Origin of the sequence: Aureibacter tunicatorum, from assembly GCF_036492635.1 — a bacterium.
GTDB classification, from domain to species: domain Bacteria; phylum Bacteroidota; class Bacteroidia; order Cytophagales; family Cyclobacteriaceae; genus Aureibacter; species Aureibacter tunicatorum.
The window spans coordinates 1,042,630-1,067,858 of record NZ_AP025305.1 but is presented as its reverse complement, the minus strand read 5'-3'; the positions used below and the strand labels follow the sequence as shown (position 1 = coordinate 1,067,858).

The window sequence follows — 25,229 nt, the reverse complement described above, 5'->3', positions numbered from 1 at the left end:
CAAATACTAAATACGATGAATTACAAATCCAAAATTCTTGAAGCATTTGCTGTATACAACGATGAAAAAGCGAATCCTAAAAAAGAAAGATTCGATACAGATTATGATGGCGACAACTTCGAGAATGATGAAGAATGGATAGACAGAGGCAGAAAAGTACAACGCTGATTTTTATGCTTGTCTGCTTTCAAACCATTGATTAAAACCACCAAAAAGATAAGTGATGAAAGAAGGGAAAGAAAAAAACTCCAAATTGGAACTTGAAGCAAGGCCCGAAATGGAAATGAGACAAAGACACTTTGATTTTGATTATGATGGCGACAATTTCGAAGGAGACAATTTATGGGTTAACAGAGGTCGAAGAAAAGACAAGAATCAATAAACCATAAAAACTCCAGTCTAATAATACTAGACTGGAGTTTTTGTATTTACACTACTTGCATACTACCATGGCCAAAATTTTGGTCCTCTGCTTCTGCTTGAGCTACCATATTCTGTATAGTGATTTGAATAACTCGAGTTCTTTATCTTAACAGATGCTCCTGAAGCTCCTGAAATACCTGTGATATTTCCAGCTTTGATCTTAACGCCAAAACCTACTGCCCAGAAAATAGTATGAGTCGCTGAACTTGAATTATATCTAATTTTATTGAAGTTTTGAGTTTGAGTAAAAGGTACGCCCGACACAGAGAAATGCACTTGTCCTTGCACGCTTATCTTCTTAGCTCTTTCAGACTTCCATGATTTGAATATCCACCATCCTTTTTTCTTCTGCATTTTAGTCTTCATACCAGCGGACTTGTAGAAGTATACATTTGTAGCCCAATGCGTGCTTTTCATTCGTGTCGAAGAATTATAAGAGTTGTAATTGTTGCTGCATCTCCATCCGTATCCAAAAATCCAGATCATTGATCTTTTTGACTCATCATCTTTAATCTCCTTAAGAGGCTTAGCCGCTATCAGTTTTTCATTTATCAATACAGGCTCATCATACTCAAGCTTCTCTCCGATACCTTTAGCTTTAAATGCCTCAACTTGATCAAAATTTCCATCAACATACATGAAAACATATTCGTCTTCGATTCTGCATATCAATTCCCCTACTCTAATCTCTTGGTTGTAATTTAACAATCTAACCAATCTAGGATCTTCAAGGTCAGAATCCACTAAGTTGTTCAATTTTCTTGGAATCTCTTGACCTTCTTCAGCGTTCAAAACATCATTCCAAGAAATAAAATCAGCTTCTTTGCTTTTCTCATCCAAATAATCCGGCTCGATCTCTTGATATACCTTCATGAATTCATTCATGTGATCGAAGTTCTCGAAATACATTCTATCATCCACGATTTTTGGCAAATCCAGATTGTACTCTTTTTCTGAAACTAATCCAGATTTTGATGCTTCAGCATCCTTAGTTGATAAGCTATCCTCAATACCATCATTTGAACACGAGGAGATGAAAATTGCCATGATGGCAACAAGTAAAAAGTTAATCTTTTTCATTTTCTTTGAAATTTTCCCAAAGGGACTTTAACAATTTATTCAAGCACCTTCCTATTCATCAAACTTCATATTTCAAACAAAAAATTCAGGGTATCTTTGCTTAAGCTGTCGTGAAACGAATATCTGTAGGCACATCTCAAAAATGGTATTTTTTATAATTTTTATTATTCTAAATTTAATTATTTAAATTTTAAAGAAATATAACCAACTGATTAATTTCATATGAGTCAAAAAAAAAGACTGAAAATAATCCATTAATCAAAATGGTATAATTCAGTCCTAAGCTCAAGAGCCAAACAAATTGCTTAAAAACAAAAAGACTGCATAAGCAGCCTTTAATAATAATTCATATTTTTCAATCAACTTCAATACTTACTTCGCCTTGCCAAGCATAGCATTTTTTAGTTTTTTATCTGCTGGATTTTTTCCTAACCATATGCCATACAAAGCTTTTTTGAAATCCAAGCCCTCAATAGTCTTTACCAATTCACCATTGCGAGTAACCTTGGTTCCCTCATAAGGCACATATTCAAAGGAAATTTCATCGCCTTCTTCAATTTTCATGGTTTTGAATAAATTTTCAAATTCTGTGATTTTAGTTTTCAACTCAGTAGATGGCTTAGGAGCAGATAATTCAAAACCATCCTTAATGGCACTCATCATTTTATCCGCCGTGATCAAGCTTGATATTATATTCAATCTGATAGACATAGGCTCATCCTCATTTATTATCGTATGCGGCTCATCAGTAACCACCTGCGTATATAATGAGCCAACATATAATTTAATCCAAAACTTTTCCCTGACTCCAGCGCCATTTAGTTGCAAAGTTTTACCCTTAATCGAAACAATCGATTCTGGAAGTTCAACACCTGAAACAGTCCTTTGCGCAAATCCTGACATTACTGTCACTACACTCAAAAAGAAGAATAATACGATCTTTTTCATTTTTATATTTTTCATGCTCAATAATACCTAATTAATTTTTCAAATGAATCTATTTAACTGCTAAAACAACAAATTTAATCCATTTTACAATTACTTTAAAAAGCCTCTCACATATCCAAGTCTAAAATGTTTATTCAATAAAAACAGCCAAAAACGGCACATTTTGTTTATCTATACGTAATGATTCATAAACAAACTTAAATATAACGCAATGACTAAAGAGAAAATTTTCGAATGGTACATGAATGACTCACTCGAAAACAACCAAACTCCAAGCTCAGTTTATTTGTTCTGCAAAAATCATGAAATTGAGGAAACCGAATTTTACAAATTCTTCGGCAGTCTCGACAATATCGAAAAACATATCTTTGCAAACATGTTCGACCATACACTTGAGGTGCTTTCTGAAGACCCAAACTATGTAACATATGATTTCAAATCAAAGCTTTTGGCCTTCTACTTTACCTTCTTTGAGGTTCTAAAAGCCAATAGAAGTTTTGTAATGTTAAGCATCAACAGCGACAAGCCTTCACTGAAAAACCTAACCAAACTAGGATTGCTCAGAGAGAACTTCAAAAAATACATCAGTTCAATCGATCATGAAATCACTGAGAAAACTCCTGAGAAACTTAAGAAGGCCCAAGAAAAAAATATTGAAGAAAGCTTCTGGATTCAGCTGTTGATAACTTTGAAATTTTGGTTGGACGATGATTCAGCTGGTTTCGAAAAAACAGATATTTTCATCGAAAAATCAGTAAATGCCGGATTCGAGTTACTGAATACCAACCCTCTCGAAAACACTATAGACTTTGGGAAATTTCTTTTCAAAGAACGTTTCAACGATTGAAGTTCAGTGCTGGACGCTATGTCAAGCCTATTGCAAACATTGACCGATTATGAAAAAAATCACTAACATCCCAACTGGAAAAATACAGCGCGCTACCAAAATCATGGAAACAGGCATCAAGGTTGGAGGAAACTACATCAAATATTATGGAGAAAAGCTTGTGAACCCATCCTTGGACACATCCAAGCTTAATCAATCAAATGCTGCCGATATATACGACGGATTAAAAGAGCTAAAAGGAAGCGCTCTCAAGGTCGCTCAAATGCTTAGCATGGAAAAAAACCTCTTGCCTCAAGCATATGTTGAAAAGTTCTCGCTGTCGCAATTTTCCGTGCCTCCTCTATCAGGGCCGCTAGTTAACAAAACATTCAAAAAATACTTTAATCAAAGACCAGACGAGCTTTTTGAAAAGTTCGACAACGAAGCGATCAATGCGGCGAGTATCGGCCAAGTGCATAAAGCCCAAAAAGACGGCAAAGAGCTCGCTGTTAAGATACAGTATCCGGGAGTAGCAGACAGCATATCCTCCGACCTCGCATTGGTAAAGCCCATCGCCTTAAAGATGTTTAATTTGCCAAGCAAAGGATCTGAGGAGTACTTCAAGGAAGTCGAGCAGAAGCTTATCGAAGAGACAAACTACCTTCTCGAGTTAAAGCAAAGCCAAGAGATTACCAATGCTTGCCAACACATTCCTCATCTGGAGTTCCCTAACTATTATCCAGAGCTATCCTGTGAGAAAATTATCACCATGGACTGGATGAAAGGGCTTCATTTATCCGAATTCACCAAAACAAACAACGATCAAAGCCTTAATAATCAACTTGGGCAAGCCTTATGGAATTTTTACATGTTTCAAATCCATAAGTTACGAAAAGTACATGCTGATCCTCACCCAGGCAATTTCCTAGCAAATGCTGAAGGCAACTTAGTTGCTTTGGATTTTGGTTGCATGAAATTCATACCCGAAGAATTCTATACGCCATATTTCGAATTGGCAAGGTATGAAAACATTAACGATCCAGAGATATTCATGTCCAAACTATTTGAATTGGAAATTTTGCGCAAAGAAGATTCCGAAGTAGAAATCAAATACTTTTCGGAGATGTTCTATGACATGCTTTCTTTATTCACACAGCCTTTGCAAAGCGAAACTTTCGATTTTGCTAACGAAGTATTCTTTGGAAAAATCGCTTCGCTTGGAGAAAAGTACGCGAAAGATTCACAGTTGAGAAAAATGAATGGAAATCGGGGTTCAAAGCACTTTATCTATATGAATCGCACCTTTTTCGGGCTATTCAATTTACTTCATGATTTAAAATCAAAAATTGATATAAACGAGTATAAAAAATATTGTTAAAACTCCGCTCTAGCGGAGTTTTCCATTATATACTAAATCGATCTTCGATATATTTCATTGTCAAATCAAATGTAGCTTCAATGCCTTTCTTATGCGTTCTTTCAACACCATGAGATGCCGCAACCCCAGGACCAATCAAAGCAACTTTAAAATCATTACCGCCTCTTAAAGCCGCGCTGCCGTCAGAACCATAAAATGGATAAACGTCAATTTTATGAGGAATGCTATTTGACTCAGCCAACTCTACTAGTTTTTTTCTAAACCCAAAGTGATACGGTCCACTTGAATCTTTAACGCAGATAGAGCAAGAAACCTCATTTCCTTCGCAAGCTTCACCTAATACTCCCATATCTATCACAAGCATTTCCTCGATCGTATCCGCGTAAGCGCTTGATGAAGCTGCTCCATGCCCTACTTCTTCGAAATTTGAAAAATAAAGCTCAACTGGAGCTTGCACTCCTTTGTCTTTAAGACTTTTAGCAACTTCAAACAAAACCAAGCAACCTGCTTTATTATCCATAAATCTGGATTTGATATAACCGCTGCTCAATTCTTGATATCTAGGATCAAAGCAAACAAAATCTCCCGTTCTGATTCCAAGTTTTTTAACATCCTCTTGATTATATACTTCCTCATCGACTCTAATATGCATATTATCAAGACTTCTATTTGTAGTCTCTCTTTCCTTATTCGCGTGAGCCGCAGGGTTATCAAGCAATAAAGTTCCTGTATACTCTTTTCCCTCCATAGTCACAATTTTGACATACTCGCCTTCCGCGCTTGTCAAAAGCAAGCCTCCTAAAGGAGAGATTCTTAGCGTCCCGTCAGGTTTCACACCACTGACAATAGCACCTAATGTATCCACATGGGCTGCAATAGATAAAACCGGCTCAGGTCCTAAAGCGCACTTCACACCTCCCTTATTAGTATATTGAGGCTGATAACCTAAATTTTTGAAAAAATCATATATGTATTTGCAAGCTTCGTCCGTATAACCTGTAGGCGAATCGATAGCCACAAGTTCCTCTAATAATCTGTATTCCATCTTTGAATTTTATGTTTTGCCAATTAAAACAAGTTCACTGAATACAACTTAATGAATTATAAACTAAAAATAAATCTATTGAGCAAAAACTAAGCGTATTTCAAAATATAGCCGAAGACTATATCATTCTCGCCTCTTAAAGGAGAAAGCTGGTAAGCTATTCCGTTGCGTTCTGAACTTATTTTAAAATTAATTTCACGCCCTATTTTTCTCGCTTCGGCAAATTTTGACTTCCATTCTTCAAATATAATCGAATTATCATTCACATTGCCTTCCAATACTCTCAAACCTGTTTTACTAAAATTAGGCATAGAAGAAAAAGCCACATTGAACTCGACCGTAAACACAACAAATGAACTTTTTGACATCTCGACACCAAACCATGCCTCCAATGCTTTTTCCTTAGCCAATGAATCATTTTGCAATTTCGTCATCTTCTCTTGAGTAGCTAATAGCTCCTCCATGTTTTGACGCATTTCCTCTTCCTGTATTCTAAGCGTTTCTGTTTGCAATTGACTTTCCTCCAAAAACTTCGAGATTTTCTCTTTGGATTTCATGAATGCAATAGTACTTGCCAAAGCTTCGCTCATTTTCTTTATAAAAGCAATTTCATGTTCCTCAAACTCGTAAAAAGAAGCTATTTCGATAACTCCTTCCGCATTCTCATTAGTCAATAAAGGAGATATATAAACAGCCTTTGGCTTAGACTCCCCCAAGCCAGATATTATAGGCAGGTAATCTTCTGGAAAATCAGATAAACAAACAAACTCCTTATCCTTATATGCTTGCCCCAGGATTCCCTCCCCTACAAGCATTTCCTCTTCCACAGAACCATCATTAAAATGATAAGCATAACTTGCGGCAAGTTTCAATACTCCATTTTCTTCCAAATAAATAGCTCCTTGACTTGCATTCAAAAGCTCCATTACTTTGGACAAAATATATGAAGTCAATTTTTCAACTTCTTCCTCGCTGCTTCTCAATACTTCATTAAATGTCGCCATATTTTCAACGACCCATTGATCTTGCTGATCCTTTAATTTCGCATTTTTGAGAGCTGATCTCATCTCCAACAGCGACTTCATCAATTTATTATCGGCAAAATTTCTCTCATACTCCACATCCAAATTGCCTTTTTCTATCTCTCTGGCAAATTTCGTTGAGTCTTCGATAGAATCCGCCAACTCATCATAAGTACTTTTCAAGCTTTCTAGTTCATAAACACTCGTATCAAAACCTTTATCTATCTTCTCAAAATCTCCTTTCTGCAAATACTTGGCAATTTCTATCATTTTATAAGTAGCGTTCTTGAAGTATCTGCTAATCCAAAAAATCACTAAAAAACAAAGGCCAAATATCACAAACTGGACTAAAAGAAATTTCTGTCCCAAACTCTTAAAAAATGGCATAACCATCTCTTTGACTTGCACAGAACTCATCACTTTAAGATCAGAGCCTGGAACCGTTTGCAAACTAGCCAAATATTTATCGTCCCCTTTGGTGTATTCGAATATACCATCAGCCCTCTCTTCTACTAAATTCTGGATTAAAGAAAAATCTTCCTCTTTTTCCAACACCTCACCATCATCATATCTAAGCACATTGTGAATCACCACCTTATTGCCATCAATTAAATAGTTACGGCTAAAATTCCCCTCTTCAAGCTCAACAAGCTTATTATAAAAATCTTTCAAGCTCTTCGCTGTATAAAATATGCCCTCGCATTTATCATCAAGTATTATTTTTTGATCAACAAACATATAATACTCATTAAGCCTGCCTCTTGTCGTATTACTTTCAGTATAATATTTAAATGAAACATCAAAATTCTCTTTCATCCCCAACAGGCTATTAATCCATGAGAAGCCTGAGCTTTCCGGATCATAATCAGACATATGATCACTGGAAATTATTTTATATCTATTAATATCCACTAATCCAAAATCATCAAACGCCTGAAAAACATCATCGTAATTCCTCATTTGTTCTATTAAGATGTTCTCATCATTGGATTTTCGCTCAAACCATTCTTGTACTAGTAAGTTTCGCTTTACTCCATCCGCATGAATCAATACTTCATGCAATTCATTTGAAAAGTGCCTTGATAAACTTGAGTTTCTAAGTGGAAGAACCTGATCACGAATATTCTTGTAAGTGATCTGATAAACATTAAATAAGATAACGATACTGCTCAAAACAAAAGCCGCCGCAAGCAATCCGCCAAAATATTTGAGCAAAATCAATCTGAGAGTGGTTTTTTTCTTCTTCATAAAAAATAATTCGTAAAAATATCATATAAAACCCACTTCACTTTCAAGCATCTACCTTCAAAAAATAGAACTTGAATGAAATAAATCTAATTCATTCTCTATTAAACTATTGCAAAATAAAAAAATTAATTTAGCCTCTCAATTTTCAAACAAATTATCTCAATCTTTTAAAATATTATCCTTTACTTTCTAAATGGAGAGGCGCTTAGCGCTTTCACAAGCTTTGTATCTCTTCCATAAATGTCATTAAAAAAGAATACTTGGTTTCCACTTGCCAATACCGTCCAATACATCATCATAACAGGCAATTCTGATTTCAAGTACACTCTTTTGGTCATATCAGTATCTAATATCTTGTTTATTTGCTCTTGAGTCATTTGCTGGTCTTCCATCAGTATCAACAAAGCCAGCATAATTGGATCCTGCACCCTGACACAACCATGACTAAAAGCTCTCGTGCTTCTTAAAAACAATGTCTTGCTTGGCGTATCATGTAAGTAAACCGAATAAGGATTTGGAAAAATGAACTTAACTCGTCCAAGAGCATTATGAGTACCAGGCTCCTGCCTTATGATAAATGGGAAATTCCTAGCATTGTAATCTTGCCAATTGATTGAATTTTGATCCACTTCCTTGCCTGAGTGGGTAAGCAACACCATGTTTCTATTTTTCAAATAATTCGGATCTCTTTTTAATTTTGGCAAAACCTCCTTCGTCGCTATGCTTCGCGGCAAAGTCCAGGTTGGGTTAAACTCAACATACTTCATTTCCGCCTGAAATACGGGAGTCATGGTATATTTTTTACCTACTACGACCCTTGTAGTCCAGTTCACAGTATCATCTCTTAAATAATATAAGCTAAATGAAGGAATATTAACCACAAGAAAATCATCAAAACCTTTCTCTGTATTCACCCACCTGCTACGTTCCATATTAGCCTTAATCTGATCCAGCCTAAAGCTAACAGGAATATTCATTGCTCTGACTGTAGCCTTTCCTACGACTCCGTCAGCATCCAATCCATGATCTTTTTGAAAATATTTTATGGAGTTTAGCAAGGTATCATCAACAGAATCACTTTCGTATCCCATTTCCAGATATCCTTCGCTTTCCAACCTCTCCACCAACAGTTTTACTTTTTCGCCTTTCGTTTCAGGCTTCACCACCAATGACGAAGGCAACGACTTCCAGCCTCCCATATCATCCATCAACGAATACTTCAACAGAGCTTTTTTCAACAAAGCGTATTGACCAATCTTAGGCTCCAAATTTTTCAACACTCCTTTCAAATCTTGAGACTCCATAGCTTTTTCCATCAAGCTCACCGGATCTCCGCTCAAAGATTTCTTATCATAGTTCCACGCTGGGTTCAAAGTCTTTGGATTTACCTTTCCATAATATAAATGCGAAGAATACATAAGCATCGCATCGGTCAAAATGATGTCGAAGGCAGCCTTCTTTTCGGGATCTTGGCTATCCACTAGTTCTTTAAGGGCTTCCAAATGATAATCTTGAGGATCCAGTCCTTCTCTCCATGATTGAGCCAATATCTGTCCCGCTTCCATCACCAAGGTCGTATCTCTCCAAACAGGCTGATAATTGATTTTCTCATAAAATCTCGGCAATACTTCCGTTGAGAAAAGTTGAATTCCATCAACTTTTAACAGATTTTTATTATTTGGGTTATTTAAGTATTGCTTAATTCGCTGATTTTCTGCTTCTTGAGAATAAGCTTGGATAGTCAAGCTTAATGTCAGCAACATAAATATATATCTAACCATTTCCTTCTTTAAAAACTGTTCGATCCTACAATATCTATATCTTTAAATTAATGATAAAAAATAAAGGTTTAAAAAAAATCGCAATCATTGTTACCATTTTGGTAAGCTCATTTGTTTCATTTTCACTTGACAACCCGTCTCCCGAAAATTGCTCATCGATTTACGGCCGAATCTTTGAAAAAGGCGAAATCAAATATGAAGCTTTTCAAAAAGCGGTTTCCGGATACTCTGCACTTAACAACGATGGCATGATCAACAATGACTCAATAATGACAATCATTGATTTCGATCAACCGTCAACCTCTGAACGACTATTTGTCATTGATCTCAAAAACGAAAAAATCTTATATAAAACACTTGTCGCCCATGGAAAAAACAGCGGCAATAACTATGCAGAAAAATTCAGCAATACCAATGGTTCTCACCAAAGCAGTCTTGGCTTCTACCTTACCGGCGAAACATATTACGGAAAATACGGCCTGTCGTTAAGACTTGACGGACTTGAAAAAGGAATTAACGATAAAGCAAGAGAAAGAGCAGTTGTCATGCATGCGGCAAATTATGTGAGCGATGATTTTATCAAAAAATACAAGCGCTTGGGGAGAAGCTTTGGCTGTCCTGCAATACCTTTTGCCATGCAGAAAAAAATCATTCCTGCTATCAAAAACAAATCCCTGCTTTACATTCATAAGAACAGTTCAGAATACGAACAAGAATCTATAATCATATAAACAAGCGCTTTGGAATCATTCGAAAGCGCTCGCTTACATACTATTATTCTTCTTTCTTATCCACTTCTGATACTGGCTTCAAGTTAGAAGGAACCTCATTTTGCCTTTGTTCTTGGCTCTTAAACCTAAACACTTCAAGTATTGGAGACTCGACTACTTCTGTCACTCTAAATGGCACAAGCATATTGCTCAAGCTTTCAAACATACGATCATATGCTGTCTTAACATCCTGAGCATTCACAAGCATTTGATTGGTAATCTTACGTTCTTTTCCAGAATCCTCGTCAGCCAATACATACGATACTTTGCAACGATGGTACAAATCAATATCATCGTATTCAAACACGTCCGTGATTCGGCTTTTAGTCATGTTGGTAACAATGAACTCTCCGCTGATTATGCTAGACATCTCTTCATAAATTCTTGCTTCAGCCTCTGTAAAGCTCAAAGCATCCACAAGGTATTGTTCAGTGATGTTTTTCAAAACACCTTTATCGTCTTCTTTTTTATATTTTATCTTACACAAAAACCAGTTATTCATCTTCCTATTGTTATATCTTAATTATAATTTCATTGCACTGATACTACAGCTATTTCTTATCTTCTTTCTTGACTACAGTCAACGTTATCTTTAATTTCTCGGGATTGTTTTCAGCATTAGACAAAACTGTGATCACCTTATGCTGTCTTCCAAGCCTGCCTTTGGAGTCGAAAACAATCTCTATTTGCCCGGAATCTCCCGGTTCTACTGGAGATTGAGGCCATTTAGCCGCTGTGCAACCGCATGTCACTAATACATTATTCAGCAATAAAGGAGCGCTTCCTGTGTTTTTGAATTTAAACACATGCTTCACCTTCATTCCTTCAACGACATCTCCAAACTCGTAAGTTCGAGAATTAAAGCTCATAATAGGCACTTGAGGCTCTTGAGCCGCTGCTTGCAAAGCAATGCCCAGAAAAAACACTACTATCAAAATAACTTTTGAATTCATAAACCTATTTAATTTATCAATTAAAAAAAATATCATTAAAATTAAGCAAAAAGAGCTCTTCCTTAGCTCTTGTAATCGCTGTATAAAACCATCTATAAAAATCCTCATCCACTCTATCCATGGTCAAAAAACCTTGATCCACAAACACCGCGTCCCACTGGCCACCTTGAGCTTTGTGACAAGTTAAAGCATAAGCATACTTCACTTGCAAGGCATTCAAGTAAGGATCTTCTTGAATCGCCTTCTTTCTTGCCTTCTTGTCAGAAATACCCGCATGCTCATCACATACGCTATAATACAAATTACGGGCTTCCTCCGCTGACAAACATGGGGCGTTGCTATGCAAAGTATCCAATATTACAGCTGCTTCAACTGGCGGGTGGCTATCATAATCCAACAATTTCAACTCCAACCAAGCAAACCTCAACCCATGCTTCTCCTCAAAGTCTAATATACTCTTGATCTTCACAAAGTCTCCATTTGCCAAAAATCCTGCCACACTATCTTCATCCAACCATGAATAATTATTTCTCACAATCATCAGGTTGTCTCCTGTCTCCAGCTCTTCATGATATTCATGAATCTTAGCCCTTATATATTGATTATAACGCACTGCCTCCCGATTGGATCGGCAAATTATGCACGCATTTTCGACTCCGAATTTTTCGTAAGCATACACCAAACCATCTTCCAGTTTATTGGATCTCATCCTATAGACGTCTTTGAATCCCGAAGTGCTCATTTTCACGTGCGGAGATAATTGAACCATTTCTTCTCTCAGATGCGTAGCATTGTGAAGTATTCCCGATTCTTCAGCTTGACGAACAACTTCAGTCAATTGAATATCCATCAAGTCCATATCAAAGCTTCGTTGCAAATATTCATTGTCCAAAGCCGGGCTATGATTCAACTTCACTGGAGGCAACTGAGCACTATCCCCTATTAACACCAATCGATTGGACTTATCGGCAAAAACAAATTTGGACAGATCATGCAACAAGCCACGAGCGCCATTGGAAGCTTCGTCTCCAATCATAGAAGCCTCGTCGACAATGAAAACAGTACGGACACTATAATTTTTCTGTTTTTTGAATTTCAAATCCCCAGTATCGGGATCCGAAGTCAGTTTATAAATAATCTTATGAATCGTGAATGCCCTTCGCCTCGAATAATTGCTCATCACTTTGGCAGCGCGACCTGTGGGAGCCATCAAAACAAATCTGTAATTAAACATAGGCAGAACTTTCACCAATGAGGTGATTACGGAAGTCTTGCCTGTTCCCGCATAGCCTTTGATCAGCATTGTTTTCTTTTCATCGCGAGTTTTGGAATTATCCAAAAAATCGTCAAACAAATCAAAAAGTTCGCTTTGTCCCTGTGTTGGCTTGTGAGGGAAGGCCCTCAGTAAAGCTTGAGATACTTTTGCCAAATTTCTTTCAATTATTCATGATAACAACCACCGCAAATTACTGGATTTCGACCATGAATTCAAAATTTTGTGAATACTTCGCCATTGACTTTGATCAAAGCCTTTCGTCTGTTATCTTAGACTTACAATAAAATGCACGAGCTTGGAAAAAAATATATCGAAGTTCACTGGCAGGCTGAGAGTTAGAGCTTGCGGGATCTGTATTCAAAATGGCAACGTGCTGATGATCAAGCACGAAAACATTGGAAAAAAGAATTTTTTTTGGTCTCCGCCGGGTGGCGAAGTACAATTTGGAGAAACCTTGGAACGTTCTATTATCAGGGAGTTCAAAGAAGAAACAAATCTCGATATTAAAGTTGGCAAATTTATTTGCCTGCATGAGTTTATCGACAGCCCTCTTCATAGCTTAGAGGCATTCTTTGAAGTCTTTGTAACAGACAATAGCTCCGACATGAATCTGGGTATAGACCCGGAACTTGGCAAAGATGAACAAATGATGAGCGATATACGATTCATGCCGTTTGACGAAATCAAAAAAATGGATCCGTTGACTGTTCATCAAATTTTCACGAATTGTGAAAAAGTAGAGGACCTGCTGAAGAAAGAGAGTTTTTTAAATTTTAAATGATGAGCATAATTATGGCTTTTTAGCTTTTAAAAGCTTAATAAAATAACTATAATTGCACCAAAAACTATAAAGAATAATGAACTTGACTAAATTATTTTCAATTGTATTTTTTGTTATCGCAGCTGCGTTAGCGTATTTCTTATATGATAGTGTTAATTCTGACATTGAAAACAAGAAAAGGATAGCAAAAATCGAAAAAGACGTAATCCGCAAATTAGAGCTTATCAGAGATGCAGAAGTTGCATTCCAAGCTACTAATGGCAAATACACTGCTGATTGGGACACTTTGATTTCTTTCATTGATACTGGCAAGATATTCAACGTAGTGAAAAAAGAGCAAATCGAAATGCTTGAGTACGGTGCTGAAAAAGTAACGGTAACATTCGATACTTTGGGATGGACTTATGTAAAAGATTCTGTATTTAAAGCTATTCCTGAATACAACTTCAGCAAATTGCCTTACATTCCAGGTTCTTCTTCAAACAAGAAATTTGAATTGTACGCTAGCAAAGTGAAAAAAGGAAATATCATGGTTGACGTATTCGAAGCGAAAGACATCGATCCTGTGAATCCTAGAAGAGATGAAACTTCTGAAATTTTCAACCAAAAGCCTTTGAGAGTTGGATCTAAGGTGGATGCGTCATTGTCTGGTAACTGGGAATAATATACAAGTTGACGAATTTAGCAGAAGATAAAGTATTCAAGGCTGTAAAAGCCATAAAAGATAACAAGTGGTTGGAGATCGATGATCTGCACCACTTTGTCTTGTCTTTACAATTAGGTGAAAGAGATTTTCAAATCTCCGTTATCGACCCACGCTCAAACAGATGCCTTCTGATAGAGGATTTCATATTCGAAGCGCCCAAAAACGAAGTCGAGCTTGTCAATTTTCTCGACCATCTTTATGATGATCACTCCTTGATCATTGCTGGTTTTTGGAAAGAGGTGAGAGTCAACTTCAAAAACTCGATATTTACATTCGTTCCCGAGGAAGATTTTATTGAAGAGCAGTCCGACAAGTACTTGCAAATCACCACTGACTTCAATCCTGCCAAACACGAGCTTTTCCACGATCAACTATTCGACGGAAAAATCATCAACGTTTTCGCTGTGCCAACAAGGCTAGTGGAATACTTCAAAAATAGATATCCCGCTAAAGAGATCAAGGTCTACCATCAAAACTCGGTATTGGTGGAAGGTGCGTTTAGATATACAAGCAAGGACAACTCCAATAGAATGTTTCTATTCATCGACCGCTTTGTATTGCATGTCTGGACAATCAATAATGGATCGCTTCAGTTTTACAACAGATATCAAATCAACCAATTTGACGAGTATATCAAATACATATCTCTGATTTCAAAAGAGCTTGACATCAGCAATATGATTGGCGATATACCTCTTTGGGGTTTTGTCGGCAATAAAACACCTCACTTTAGGCAAATACAAAGGCATATTCCTAATATTATGCTGGGCCAAAGACCTGATGAGGTCAAATTTGGCTATCAATTCGACGAACTAGAAGAAAACAATTACTTCGATATTGTATACACAGGCATCATTTAATTTTGATGCTTTTTTGTTTCCTTTCTAGCCTCATCAAACACAAACTTAAAGCTTGGATTTCCATTTTTTTGGCTAACTTTAACTCTGCTAAAGTTTCGCGTAACGAAAGTCAGCATTAAAGTTATGAAAAAGAAAATTGCCATATTCCCAGGCTCCTTCGACCCATTCACAATGGGTCATGCGGATATTGTAAATAGAGGGCTTAAAATCTTTGATGAAGTAATCATCGCCGTAGGCTACAATACCAGCAAAAAAAACAGATACTTCGACTTGGAATTCATGATTGAAAAAATCGAAGAAACCTACAAAGACCAACCCAATGTGACTGTATTGAAATACGCTGAACTGACAGCGGAATTTGCCAAAAAAGTCAATGCTAACTATTTGTTAAGAGGATTAAGAAATACCACGGATTTTGAGTATGAGAACAGTATTTCACAAGTAAATAGGCATCTAAACGAAAATCTTGAAACTGTATTTTTAATTACTTCTCCAGAATATGCATCTATAAGCTCTACTGTAATTAGAGAAGTTCATAAATATAATGGAAATATTAAAGATTTTCTCCCCTATACATTGTAAGCAAAAAGTATAATAACAAATTCACACTTATTGCTTTATATTTTTAATCACTCTTCATATTTTTAAAAGAAAAAAGCATGAATCAAACAATTTTTAAATCTATTGTCCCATTAGCCATCATAATAGTTCTTTTCCTTAGCGCTTTCAAAGATGCTAGCAAAACAAGAACTTTTAATGTCAATGGCAAGGATGTAAAAGTACTTATTCCAAATGACGCCCAATTCATTGGCAAATACAAAGGATCCAAATCAGGCTTCTTAGTGCTTAACGCTGATGGCACAGGAGAGTTCAAGTACGACTATGCTTATAATGAGAATGCTTGCCCGGACAAGAGCTTTGATATAGAGTGGGGCTTGATACTAGAAAGCGACGGTATGCCTTTAAAATTTGAAAGAGAATATGGATATTCTTACCCAGTCATTCTAAAAAGCCAGTCAGGCAATCATTTTGAAGGATGCACTGAAAAAATATTAGTGGATTATCTTTTAGTAAAAAAAGATGGCGTTCACGTCTCATCATCTGATGATTGGAAAAAGTAATATTTACTTTCCACTCCTCATTTTTGCAATTTCCTGATCTGTTAGTGGTCGGGAAATTGGCCTATAAGGATATGGCATAGACATCACTTTTCCCTCCATATCAGTCCCGTCATCATCGCCCAAGTCACGCCATTCATCTCCTACTTTATCAAGCACCAAATCAATAAGCTTATCTCTTAACCCCAAGAGAGCTCTTGTCGTTTGCTCTACATAATCCAAAGAAAATGCGGCCTTTTTATCCGTTTCGGTTTCAGTATCATTGATCACCTCATCCATAGTCCTTCTCATATTCGCAGAAACTAATTCATGAGTTTTAGCCAATCGGGAATACTTGTCTTCATAAGCTTGATCTGTTTGAAAAAGCTTAGGCACTCTACTCGACAAAAAATATTTCGGACGATACTCCTTGTACATGTATTCAATAAAGACTTTCATCGCATACACATCTTCCTGAGCTTCAGACAGCGCCTCTCTAGAGAGATTGCTGGAATAAGTCCATGGCTTTTGGCTATTTACCAATTTGATTAATTCTTCTTCAGAAAGCTTGGAAGGTTCGCCAAATGATTTGTAAAAGTCCGCTATTGAAGGTAAATCTGTTGTCTCCCTAAGATCATAAACTATGAATCGAACCAGCTCTTGCCAATTTCCTTTAAAGTTTCTAACCTTCTTAATGAAGTTTTCTCTACGCCTTAACTTCAGCTTTGGTTTGCTTTCCAGCTTATCAATAAGCAACTGCCCCAGTTCTTCAATATCAATTATTCTTACTTCCAATTCCCTGCTAGCCTCTTGTTGATCCACACAAGTACTATCATCTCCCTGCCTCCAGTTCAAATCATTGTCCGACCGGCTTAAAGAACCACTCACAATCTTTAAAGGCAAAGAAAACCTCTCCATTATCGATTGCACCTCAGTATTGACAAGCTCTTGCTCAGGCTGCAAATATTCAGACATAAATACTCCGGGCCTTTCCGTTTCTCTGTAAAAAAACCTTGGGCTTTCTTTTCCTTTTGAAAAATGAAATGCTTCTATTGTTAGCGAAACCCTTTCTCCATTAAAATCTTTGCTGTCAATAAAAATAGTAACGTGAGGGTAATCAGTTCCCGGCAACATCAAATACCTGCCAAATGGCCCTTTGGGCAACTCATGCCATTTCTTTTTATCCATTGGCACTTTAATCATTTGCAAGGGAGGAAGTTTTCCTATCCCCAAACAACCATCTGAAAACCTCCTTTTTGCTGGTTTGCTTATGTTTGACAGCTGCTCTTTCATTCAAATCAACTCGACTCTATGTCTTCAAAACTCCTTGGGTACTTTTCATCAAACAAAGCCTCGTATTCTTCTCTAAACCTCTTAAAAACACTTTGCGCCATACTATGCCTAGACAAAAGCAACAGAGCTTTCACTTTTGTTTCCAAAGCAAATTCATCTAACATGTCATATTTAAAAATCACATCCGCGATCTTGACTTTTTGCTCCGGATCATCAACTCTGTCAACATACTGATACAAAACTTTAATGATATCCGACTGAATAAAACTGCTAATCTCATCCAGCCATTCATAGTGTACATTACCTAAAAAGCTTCCCCTTTTGACTATTTCGAAAAATTGCATAAAATACTTCAAGTCATCATCTCTCTTTATTAGATTGATAAATTCGACCATTTCGGAATAATCGCAGTATAAATCCTTTGAAAACTTTATAAACCATTGATTGTTTTCATGCACAATATCAACACCTTCCAACTCCTTAAAAATAACTCTCAACCTTCTGATGCTTATCGATCTGCTATTTTTTCCACTTACTTTATCAGAGCTAGGCCATATCTTCTCTGTCAATTCTTCGGAACTTATTCCTCGATTGTGAATGTAAGGAGTCAGCAAAATCAACACAAAAATTTGCTTAAGCTTAGGAGTCACCTTTTTAGTAATATCTTCACCTTGAGCATCATAAACTTTAAAATCCTCAAATAATTTTATAGCATTCTTATTGACCCTAGCCTCTCTGGTAATGATTGCAGCGACTTCGCTTCTTATGTTTTCGCTTAACGCCTTGTCTGCTGGCGTATCTTGAATCTTAACTTTTTTCTCAGGCTTCTGCGTTTCCACAGATCTTTTTTCGACTTTTTTGTTCTTAAGGAAGAAGAAGTACCCCAATGAAGCAATCGTAATGGACAGAATTCCCACTAAAAAAACCAAGATATTAGTTTCAGGCTTGGATTCATTGCTTATTTCAAGAAGTTGGGCTTCGCTTAACGGTGGAGTTGTCAATGTATAAACTTTAATTTGAGAAACTTCATCCACTCCTGTTTCTCTTTTGACTGCGACAAACTCTTTGGTTACTTCATTATAAAACAAACGCAATGAGGAAAGAACATCCTTAAATTTAAATGCTACTGAATCACTGACGGTTTCCAAGCTTCCATCGGAGATGTTGACTTTCACTAAATTAAAACTTGTTTTCTCCTTAAAAGCATCATAAACTAACGTATAAAATGAAGAGTCAGCATGATTCACTATCAAATCCTGTGAAGGAGCGAACATATATTTTGAATTATTCACAGACCAGAGTTTTTTCACCTTTTGCTGATCTAAATCCACCAAATACAAATCATAAAAAGCCTGAACACCCAAAGCTTGCTTTCCGCTTTGGTTTCCCAAACCTCCAAATATCAAATATTGATTGCCTCCTAAATGGCCTGAAGAAGCCAAATACCTTGGTTCTATTCTATCGCCCATCATTGGCAATGGACTCCAAGTCTTTGTCTTTTCATCATAAATATTGAATGTATTCTTATAAGTGAACAAGCCGTAACCACCAAAAGACACATATGTCTTTTTATTATAATCATACATCACATTGTGATGCCAATATTGTATCTCATCAGGAGATGGAACCGAAGGCATCGGCCATTTATTCGTTTTGAAATTATACTCCAACAAAGGCCCTAATCTATAATCATAAGCCCACAAACCTCCAAACAATGGATTCGACACGGCACTTATACTCAACCTATCAATACTTAAACTATCTTTATAAATCTTTCTACGCTTCTCAAGCTCATTAACATCGAATATTGACACTCTTTGTTTGCCGACAACGTAAAGATGATTGTTTATATTATCAAAAGCGATTCCGGGCTTATATGACGAACGAGTTGAATCCGCTTTTTGCCAGCGATGGTGCTGGTTTACAATCCAAGAAGGATTAAAGCAAAATGCCACTCTATCATAATTTTTATCTTTTGTCAATTCTCCTTCTGCCTGCAGTAAAGGCCAATAATATTCTTTGCCATCTGTATTTATTCTCACATTACGAATCGACATGTCCGGCACATCCCTTATCACAAATTTTGGCGTATTATTATTTCCAAAAACAATATTCAAACTATTCTTCTTAGGCAATGTGAAAGTACTATCCGACAATACTTTTTCATTGTCAATAAACCTGACAATATCATTCATAAAGTCAATTTCAAAATCAATTCGCGACCAATTATTCCGATATAAATAAATGTCTTCTATCGGAATGTTCACGTCTGTTTCATTGCCATTTATTATCACATTGAAAAAAGGACTTGGCAATGTATAGCCTGGATTGTACACCAAATCAAACGTAAAAATGTCATTGGAAATAATTCGAAATACTGTCCCGTACAAATGTCTTTTATTAATGCTGATATCAAAAGACACCTTCAGCTTACTATTGACAATATAATTGCCTTCATAGCTTAAATTCAACGATGTTCTATTCTCAGCAGCCGTATTATAGGAGTAAAATGACAAGCCCCCAAACTCCTTGATAGTCTGTTCGTCAATGTCAGCTTTCAGTTGAAATGATAATAAAAAAAAAGACAGTAAAAATATAAACCTCATAACCTTCGCAGAATATAATAGATACACAAAAATGAGGAAATTGTTTATGATCCCACACACCTATCGCAATATAATACAAAATTGCATTGATGAGATATTTTGTTAGCCACAAAAAAAGAGGATAGCTTAACTATCCTCTTTATATCTAATTTCATATTTAAATTTGAACTAGCCTTCGATAATTATTTCATCTATGAACATCCAAATGCCTGAACCAGCTCCCGCATGCCATTTCGGCAATATGCCTGGGTTCTTAGCTTTCACTCTCACAAATTTGACTTTTTTATCAACTCCAGATCTAAATTTTCTTACTGATATCTTCGTATGATCGTCAGGCATTTCCAGTTGCTCCAATTTTACACTTTCAAAATTAACACCATCCTCAGATACTAAAAACTCAACCTCAAGAGGAGCGAATATCCAAGCGCTTGTGCATTCCAAAAAGTTTATGCCTAGACTGTGAACCAAAGTTGTTTCTTCCAATTCAATCGTCGCCTCAAAATCATCTTGTTGAATTCCTGCCCAGTTGCCAGATCTAAAATTGCTTCCTCCGTACATACCATCAAGTAGCATTTCTTTTTTCAAATCATAAGGCTTCGACAATGGCACGGTCAAACTGATTTTAGGATAAGCATCACTGCTGTTATTTTTAAATATTGATTTTATAAATTTTGTCTCAAACACATCGCTAACGGCAAAGCCTTCTTTAACAGCAATCGCTTTCAGGACAGTTGAGCTTGTTAACATGATCGGCTCTTCATATTTGAAAGATTCAACCGAAGGCTCTGTCCCATCCAAAGTATAAAAGATTTCAGTGCCTTCATCATATGTTTTCAATTCAACAATTCTTTCATCTCCAAACATTCTGGATTTATCAACAGTATATGGCATAAAGAGCTTAGTCAATGACTCTGGCATAGACTCTCCAACGGCAAGAGCTGTTGATACTGGACTGCTTTGATCTGAAGCCGCCCACTTTCGATTAGCTGTTAGTCCCATCTTAAAGCTCATTAAACCTCCATTTTTGATCTGCTCATGAGTAATATAAGATTTGTCAAACGTAAGGCCATTCAAGATAGCGCTTTGAATATAGACATTGTCTTTGCTCAAGTTATTTGACTGAATCACAAATTGATTTCCATTGCTCATATTGACCGTCACTTTATCAAAAGTTGGAGTGCCTATGATATAATCTCCTTGAGCAGGATTTACTGGGTAGAAGCCCATTGCAGAAAGCACATACCAAGATGACATCTGTCCGCAATCCTCATTTCCACTCAATCCATCTCTATCGGTGCTATACTGAGTAGCCATGATCTCAGCCACCCACTTTTGGGTTTTCCAAGGCTTGCCGATATAATTGTAAAGATAAGCGGCATGATGGCTTGGCTCATTGCCATGCGCATATTGACCTATCAAACCGGTTACGTCATGGGCATGTTCGTTATCATTAACAGCTTCTTGCTCCCACATGTCATCCATCTTTTTCTCAAATCCATACTTTCCACCGTATAAATCGATCAATCCATTTACATCTTGCGGAGCGAAGAAAGTATAATGCCATGCGTTGCCTTCAGTATAATCACCTCTGCCAAGCGTTGATATTGCCATAGGATCAAAATCCGGATTCCAAACTCCACTGATATCCCTTCCTCTCAAGAAACTCGTCTGCTCATCATAAAGCAATTTATAAGCTTGCGCTCTTTCTACGAAATAGTAATAATCATCCTCTTTTTCCAAGAGTTTAGCTATCTGAGCGATGCACCAGTCATCAAATGCATACTCAACCATTTTAGAAACGCTGTTCGCCTCTTCGTCATGAGGAATGAATCCGTATTTTTGCAAGTAATACAAACCTCTATCATCAGCCATTGCACTTGATTTCATCGCCTCGTAAGCCAATTCAACATTCGCGTCTGTTTGGCCTTTCAAAATAGCGTCGACAATTACTGGAACCGAATGATAACCAATCATCGTTCCTGTCTCATTACCATGCAACTCCCATATTGGCAATTTTCCGCTTTGCTGATACATCGTCAACATAGATTTTACAAAATCATTGTTATTCTCAGGAGCAACGATAGAATAAAGAGGATGCGTAGCTCTAAATGTATCCCACAACGAGAACAATGTATAATAAGTAAAACCTTCCGCTGTATGAATATCTCCATCCATGCCTCTATACTCATGGTTAACATCCATGAACAAATTCGGAACAATCATGGCATGATACATTGAAGTATAAAATATCTCTTTATCGTCTTCATTGTTTCCTTCAACCTCGATCGCGCTAAGTCTGCCATTCCAAACCTCATCAGACTCGGCAACGACTTTCTCAAAATCCCAATGAGAAATCTCAGTATTCAAATTCTCTCTGGCATTATCAACGCTAACCGCCGAAATACCAACTTTCACCAATACGCTTTCGCCTTTCTTAGTCTTGAACTTAATGTTCGCTTTCGTGCTTTGCCCCTCCACATATTGGATATCTTGTGACAACTCATCATCAATGAATAATTCGACATTCTTTATCGGTTTTGAGAATTGAGCCACAAAGTAAACAAATTGGTCTTTCGCCCAACCTTGGGATCTTCTTAATCCTTCAATCTCATTCTCGCCTGCAACTTTGATAAATGTCTCTTTAGACTTGTCTCCTATGCCATGCTCAAGGTCCAAGACAATATTTGCTTCCTTAGACTTTGGAAATGTGTACTTATGAAATCCAGCTCTTGGAGTAGTAGTCAACTCCGCTTTTATTCCATAATCCTTCAAGATTACTGAATAATATCCTGCTTTAGCAATTTCGTCCTTCTTTTCAAATCGCGATCTGTATCCAGCATCTGGATCTGCCTTTGTTCCCGGATTCACATTTGTAGTGCCAATATAAGGCATTAATAGAATGTCACCCAAATCACCTCCACCAGTGCCACTTAGGTGAGTATGTGAAAAACCTATAATTGAACTATCCGAAGCATGATAGCCAGAACACCAATCCCAACCTCTTATGCCTGTATCAGGACTCAATTGAACCATCCCAAAGGGTCTTGTAGCCCCTGGATAAGTATGGCCGTGTCCTCCCGTACCTATCTTAGGATTTACATAATCACTAGGTTTCTCTCTTGAAACTTTACTGTCAGAGTTAACATTAGCCATTACAGCTACTTGAAGCATCACTCCAACAGACAATACGCTGGAAAAAATGAAACTCTTAATATTCATGTTGTTTTCTTTTACGCTTATGGAAATAAAAGTCTATACACCAAACATAAATCCGCTGGGTGTAAATGCCGTTTCCAGAACGATTACATAAGGGTTACATTGTGAAAAAATCATAATATGATGACGATTTTGAGGGTATTTTTTCACAATTCTCGAAATATGGCTTATTGCAACTATGTTTTTCAAGCAAAAATTTAAAACAGAATAGCATGGATTCGGAAGCTTTTTTGATTAGTATTGTACTAAATCAGAAGCACTTGTCATGAAAAACATCAAGCACATTTTTTTTGATCTTGACCACACCTTATGGGACTTTGACAAAAACTGTCAACAAACTCTAGAACATCTTTACGACAAGCATTCTATGGATAGTTTGGCTGGGTTTACACCTGTGGATTTTGTCGCTAAATACATGAGTGTGAATAAAAAAATGTGGACTGAATACAACTTGCATCAGATAGACAAAGAAACAATCCGAAAAACTCGATTCAAGATCGTGCTTAGCGAACTAGGAGTTTCTCCCGCTTCAATTCCTTCAAATATCAACAACGAATTTTTAAATATCTGTCCAAGAAGAGGAAATTTAATGCCCTATGCAGAGGAAGTTCTAAAAGCATTGCACAGCAAATATCAACTTCATATCCTCACCAATGGATTTATTGATGTGCAAAGCATTAAAATGGAAACCAGTGGGATTTCTCCATATTTCAACTCTGTAGTGACATCAGAACATTGCGCTTACAGAAAGCCTCATGAAGAAATATTCAAATACGCATTGAAAAATGCAGGAGCAAATGCTGAAGAATCCATTATGATAGGCGACAATCTGGAAGCTGACATTCTTGGAGCCTTGAATGCCGGCATATCTGCTGTTTATTACAACCCCAATGCTATACCTCATAATGTAAGGCCTAATTTTGAAATATCATGCTTAAGCGAACTGCTTAAGATTTTCTAATCAGACAAAAGAGCTCTCTAACATTTGAGCATCGTCAGGAACGATCAAATTCAAAATATTTTTCAAAGACTTCATCGTCAAAGAGGTGGTCTCTTCCATTAATTCTCCATCTATCTGGAAAGTTTGAGGCTTGTTTTTTCTAAACGTCACTTCCGCTTCCGCGCATTGTATAAACTTCATGTCTGACATGTCGACTTTGTCAGGAATAAATATCGAAGCAAACGACCTCAGTAAAGTCATCGCCGTAAGCGTCTTCAATATGCAAATCTCGAATTTGCCATCATCCAACTTTCCATGTGGGTTGACAATAGCTCCCGTGCCATATTTCTGCGCATTTGCAAATACGATCATAAAAGCCGATCCCTTGAATTCCACACCATCGGCAATAATGCTGTACCGTATTTTTTTCGATGATGGAAGAGTCTTAAAAAATTGCTTCGCATAAGCCAAAAAACCTCTTTTGCTGTCTTCTTCAAAACGCTTGATTAATTGAGCGTTGATTCCCACATCACTCAAATGCAAACAATAATGTTTTTCATTTATCATCAACAAATCAACCGCCTTGACGACTCCTTTGCTCACAATTACCTCTAAAGCTTGTAGTGGATCCGTTGAGATCATAAGTTCAGTCGCCAATCCATTAGCAGAGCCAAAAGGCACTATACCCATGGATTCTTTTCGGCCCTTAATCAAATTCGCTATCATTCTGACAGTTCCGTCACCTCCGACAGCTACGATCTTAGCGAATTGACCAGTATCCAACAACTGCAAAATTTCCACCTCGTCTTGATCCTCGCCAGTAGTGTGGAACATTGAATAATTGAATTTATGTCTTTGGACAATTTTAGATAAAGCCTTATAAAAAGGTTCTTTATCTTGTCCTCCAGCAATCGGATTTACAACAAAAAGCAGATTATCGGAATTACCTTGCATAGACATATCAATTTTTAATAAATTTC

Annotated in this window: 23 protein-coding genes; 11 read left to right on the top strand and 12 right to left on the bottom strand. The window is 36.9% G+C overall.

Going from position 1 to position 25,229, the window contains the following annotated elements; translation table 11 throughout:
- Positions 1 to 15 precede the first annotated feature (15 nt).
- Positions 16 to 168, top strand: a complete 153-nt coding sequence (locus AABK36_RS04570; protein ID WP_309937860.1) for a hypothetical protein — start codon at positions 16 to 18, stop codon at positions 166 to 168.
- A 55-nt stretch (positions 169 to 223) separates the two neighbouring features.
- On the top strand, positions 224 to 382 hold the full coding sequence (locus AABK36_RS04565) for a hypothetical protein (protein WP_309937859.1): 159 nt from the start codon (positions 224 to 226) through the stop codon (positions 380 to 382).
- Positions 383 to 444: 62 nt separating this feature from the next.
- Here AABK36_RS04565 and AABK36_RS04560 read toward each other — a convergent pair whose 3' ends face one another.
- Together AABK36_RS04560 and AABK36_RS04555 are read right to left on the bottom strand one after the other, a co-directional pair.
- Complete coding sequence (locus AABK36_RS04560; protein WP_309937858.1) at positions 445 to 1,503, bottom strand: hypothetical protein; 1,059 nt, start codon at positions 1,501 to 1,503, stop codon at positions 445 to 447.
- 372 nt (positions 1,504 to 1,875) lie between these two features.
- Complete coding sequence (locus AABK36_RS04555; protein WP_309937857.1) at positions 1,876 to 2,451, bottom strand: chalcone isomerase family protein; 576 nt, start codon at positions 2,449 to 2,451, stop codon at positions 1,876 to 1,878.
- 211 nt (positions 2,452 to 2,662) lie between these two features.
- Here AABK36_RS04555 and AABK36_RS04550 point away from each other — a divergent pair, with 211 nt between their 5' ends.
- Positions 2,663 to 3,298 carry a TetR family transcriptional regulator C-terminal domain-containing protein gene (locus AABK36_RS04550; RefSeq protein ID WP_309937856.1) on the top strand — a complete coding sequence of 212 codons (636 nt, stop codon included), beginning with the start codon at positions 2,663 to 2,665 and terminating at the stop codon, positions 3,296 to 3,298.
- A gap of 49 nt (positions 3,299 to 3,347) precedes the next feature.
- A complete protein-coding gene (locus tag AABK36_RS04545) occupies positions 3,348 to 4,655 on the top strand; it encodes an ABC1 kinase family protein (RefSeq protein WP_309937855.1) in 1,308 nt (435 codons plus the stop codon).
- Between the two features lie 25 nt (positions 4,656 to 4,680).
- Here the strand turns inward: AABK36_RS04545 and AABK36_RS04540 are convergent, their stop codons facing one another.
- The 3 genes from AABK36_RS04540 to AABK36_RS04530 all read right to left on the bottom strand — a co-directional run bounded on the left by AABK36_RS04540 (position 4,681) and on the right by AABK36_RS04530 (position 9,733).
- The gene (locus AABK36_RS04540; protein ID WP_309937854.1) at positions 4,681 to 5,700 is read right to left on the bottom strand and encodes a M42 family metallopeptidase; all 1,020 of its coding nucleotides are present in this window, start codon (positions 5,698 to 5,700) and stop codon (positions 4,681 to 4,683) included.
- An 89-nt stretch (positions 5,701 to 5,789) separates the two neighbouring features.
- On the bottom strand, positions 5,790 to 7,970 hold the full coding sequence (locus tag AABK36_RS04535) for a GAF domain-containing protein (RefSeq protein WP_309937853.1): 2,181 nt from the start codon (positions 7,968 to 7,970) through the stop codon (positions 5,790 to 5,792).
- Positions 7,971 to 8,152: 182 nt separating this feature from the next.
- On the bottom strand, positions 8,153 to 9,733 hold the full coding sequence (locus AABK36_RS04530; protein WP_338390309.1) for a L,D-transpeptidase family protein: 1,581 nt from the start codon (positions 9,731 to 9,733) through the stop codon (positions 8,153 to 8,155).
- Positions 9,734 to 9,801: 68 nt separating this feature from the next.
- Between AABK36_RS04530 and AABK36_RS04525 the strand changes: the two genes are divergently transcribed.
- On the top strand, positions 9,802 to 10,482 hold the full coding sequence (locus AABK36_RS04525) for a murein L,D-transpeptidase catalytic domain family protein (protein WP_309937851.1): 681 nt from the start codon (positions 9,802 to 9,804) through the stop codon (positions 10,480 to 10,482).
- 43 nt (positions 10,483 to 10,525) lie between these two features.
- Here the strand turns inward: AABK36_RS04525 and AABK36_RS04520 are convergent, their stop codons facing one another.
- The 3 genes from AABK36_RS04520 to AABK36_RS04510 are packed head-to-tail and all read right to left on the bottom strand — an operon-like array spanning position 10,526 to position 12,903.
- Positions 10,526 to 11,023 (bottom strand): DUF4494 domain-containing protein, encoded by a 498-nt coding sequence (locus AABK36_RS04520; protein WP_309937850.1) that lies wholly within the window; start codon positions 11,021 to 11,023, stop codon positions 10,526 to 10,528.
- A 49-nt stretch (positions 11,024 to 11,072) separates the two neighbouring features.
- Positions 11,073 to 11,474 carry a DUF1573 domain-containing protein gene (locus AABK36_RS04515; RefSeq protein ID WP_309937848.1) on the bottom strand — a complete coding sequence of 134 codons (402 nt, stop codon included), beginning with the start codon at positions 11,472 to 11,474 and terminating at the stop codon, positions 11,073 to 11,075.
- Between the two features lie 16 nt (positions 11,475 to 11,490).
- Entirely contained in the window at positions 11,491 to 12,903 is a 1,413-nt protein-coding gene (locus AABK36_RS04510) for an ATP-dependent DNA helicase (protein ID WP_309937847.1), read from the bottom strand.
- A 142-nt stretch (positions 12,904 to 13,045) separates the two neighbouring features.
- Between AABK36_RS04510 and AABK36_RS04505 the strand changes: the two genes are divergently transcribed.
- From AABK36_RS04505 to AABK36_RS04485, 5 genes are all read left to right on the top strand, one after another.
- Positions 13,046 to 13,531, top strand: coding sequence for an NUDIX domain-containing protein (locus AABK36_RS04505; RefSeq protein WP_309937846.1), 486 nt, complete (start codon positions 13,046 to 13,048; stop codon positions 13,529 to 13,531).
- A 76-nt stretch (positions 13,532 to 13,607) separates the two neighbouring features.
- On the top strand, positions 13,608 to 14,195 hold the full coding sequence (locus AABK36_RS04500) for a hypothetical protein (RefSeq protein ID WP_309937845.1): 588 nt from the start codon (positions 13,608 to 13,610) through the stop codon (positions 14,193 to 14,195).
- Between the two features lie 8 nt (positions 14,196 to 14,203).
- Positions 14,204 to 15,097 (top strand): DUF3822 family protein, encoded by an 894-nt coding sequence (locus AABK36_RS04495; RefSeq protein ID WP_309937844.1) that lies wholly within the window; start codon positions 14,204 to 14,206, stop codon positions 15,095 to 15,097.
- 123 nt (positions 15,098 to 15,220) lie between these two features.
- Positions 15,221 to 15,679 (top strand): pantetheine-phosphate adenylyltransferase, encoded by a 459-nt coding sequence (gene coaD / locus AABK36_RS04490; protein WP_309937843.1) that lies wholly within the window; start codon positions 15,221 to 15,223, stop codon positions 15,677 to 15,679.
- Between the two features lie 77 nt (positions 15,680 to 15,756).
- Complete coding sequence (locus AABK36_RS04485) at positions 15,757 to 16,218, top strand: hypothetical protein (RefSeq protein ID WP_309937842.1); 462 nt, start codon at positions 15,757 to 15,759, stop codon at positions 16,216 to 16,218.
- Positions 16,219 to 16,221: 3 nt separating this feature from the next.
- Here AABK36_RS04485 and AABK36_RS04480 read toward each other — a convergent pair whose 3' ends face one another.
- The 3 genes from AABK36_RS04480 to AABK36_RS04470 all read right to left on the bottom strand — a co-directional run bounded on the left by AABK36_RS04480 (position 16,222) and on the right by AABK36_RS04470 (position 23,312).
- Positions 16,222 to 17,487, bottom strand: coding sequence for a hypothetical protein (locus AABK36_RS04480; RefSeq protein WP_309937841.1), 1,266 nt, complete (start codon positions 17,485 to 17,487; stop codon positions 16,222 to 16,224).
- 5 nt (positions 17,488 to 17,492) lie between these two features.
- A complete protein-coding gene (locus AABK36_RS04475) occupies positions 17,493 to 20,093 on the bottom strand; it encodes a Kelch repeat-containing protein (protein ID WP_309937840.1) in 2,601 nt (866 codons plus the stop codon).
- 168 nt (positions 20,094 to 20,261) lie between these two features.
- A complete protein-coding gene (locus AABK36_RS04470; RefSeq protein ID WP_309937839.1) occupies positions 20,262 to 23,312 on the bottom strand; it encodes a GH92 family glycosyl hydrolase in 3,051 nt (1,016 codons plus the stop codon).
- A gap of 262 nt (positions 23,313 to 23,574) precedes the next feature.
- On the opposite strand from AABK36_RS04470, the gene AABK36_RS04465 reads away from it, so the two are divergent.
- The gene (locus tag AABK36_RS04465; RefSeq protein WP_309937838.1) at positions 23,575 to 24,270 is read left to right on the top strand and encodes a YjjG family noncanonical pyrimidine nucleotidase; all 696 of its coding nucleotides are present in this window, start codon (positions 23,575 to 23,577) and stop codon (positions 24,268 to 24,270) included.
- Here AABK36_RS04465 and AABK36_RS04460 read toward each other — a convergent pair whose 3' ends face one another.
- The gene (locus tag AABK36_RS04460) at positions 24,271 to 25,203 is read right to left on the bottom strand and encodes a diacylglycerol/lipid kinase family protein (RefSeq protein ID WP_309937837.1); all 933 of its coding nucleotides are present in this window, start codon (positions 25,201 to 25,203) and stop codon (positions 24,271 to 24,273) included.
- Positions 25,204 to 25,229: the final 26 nt, after the last annotated feature.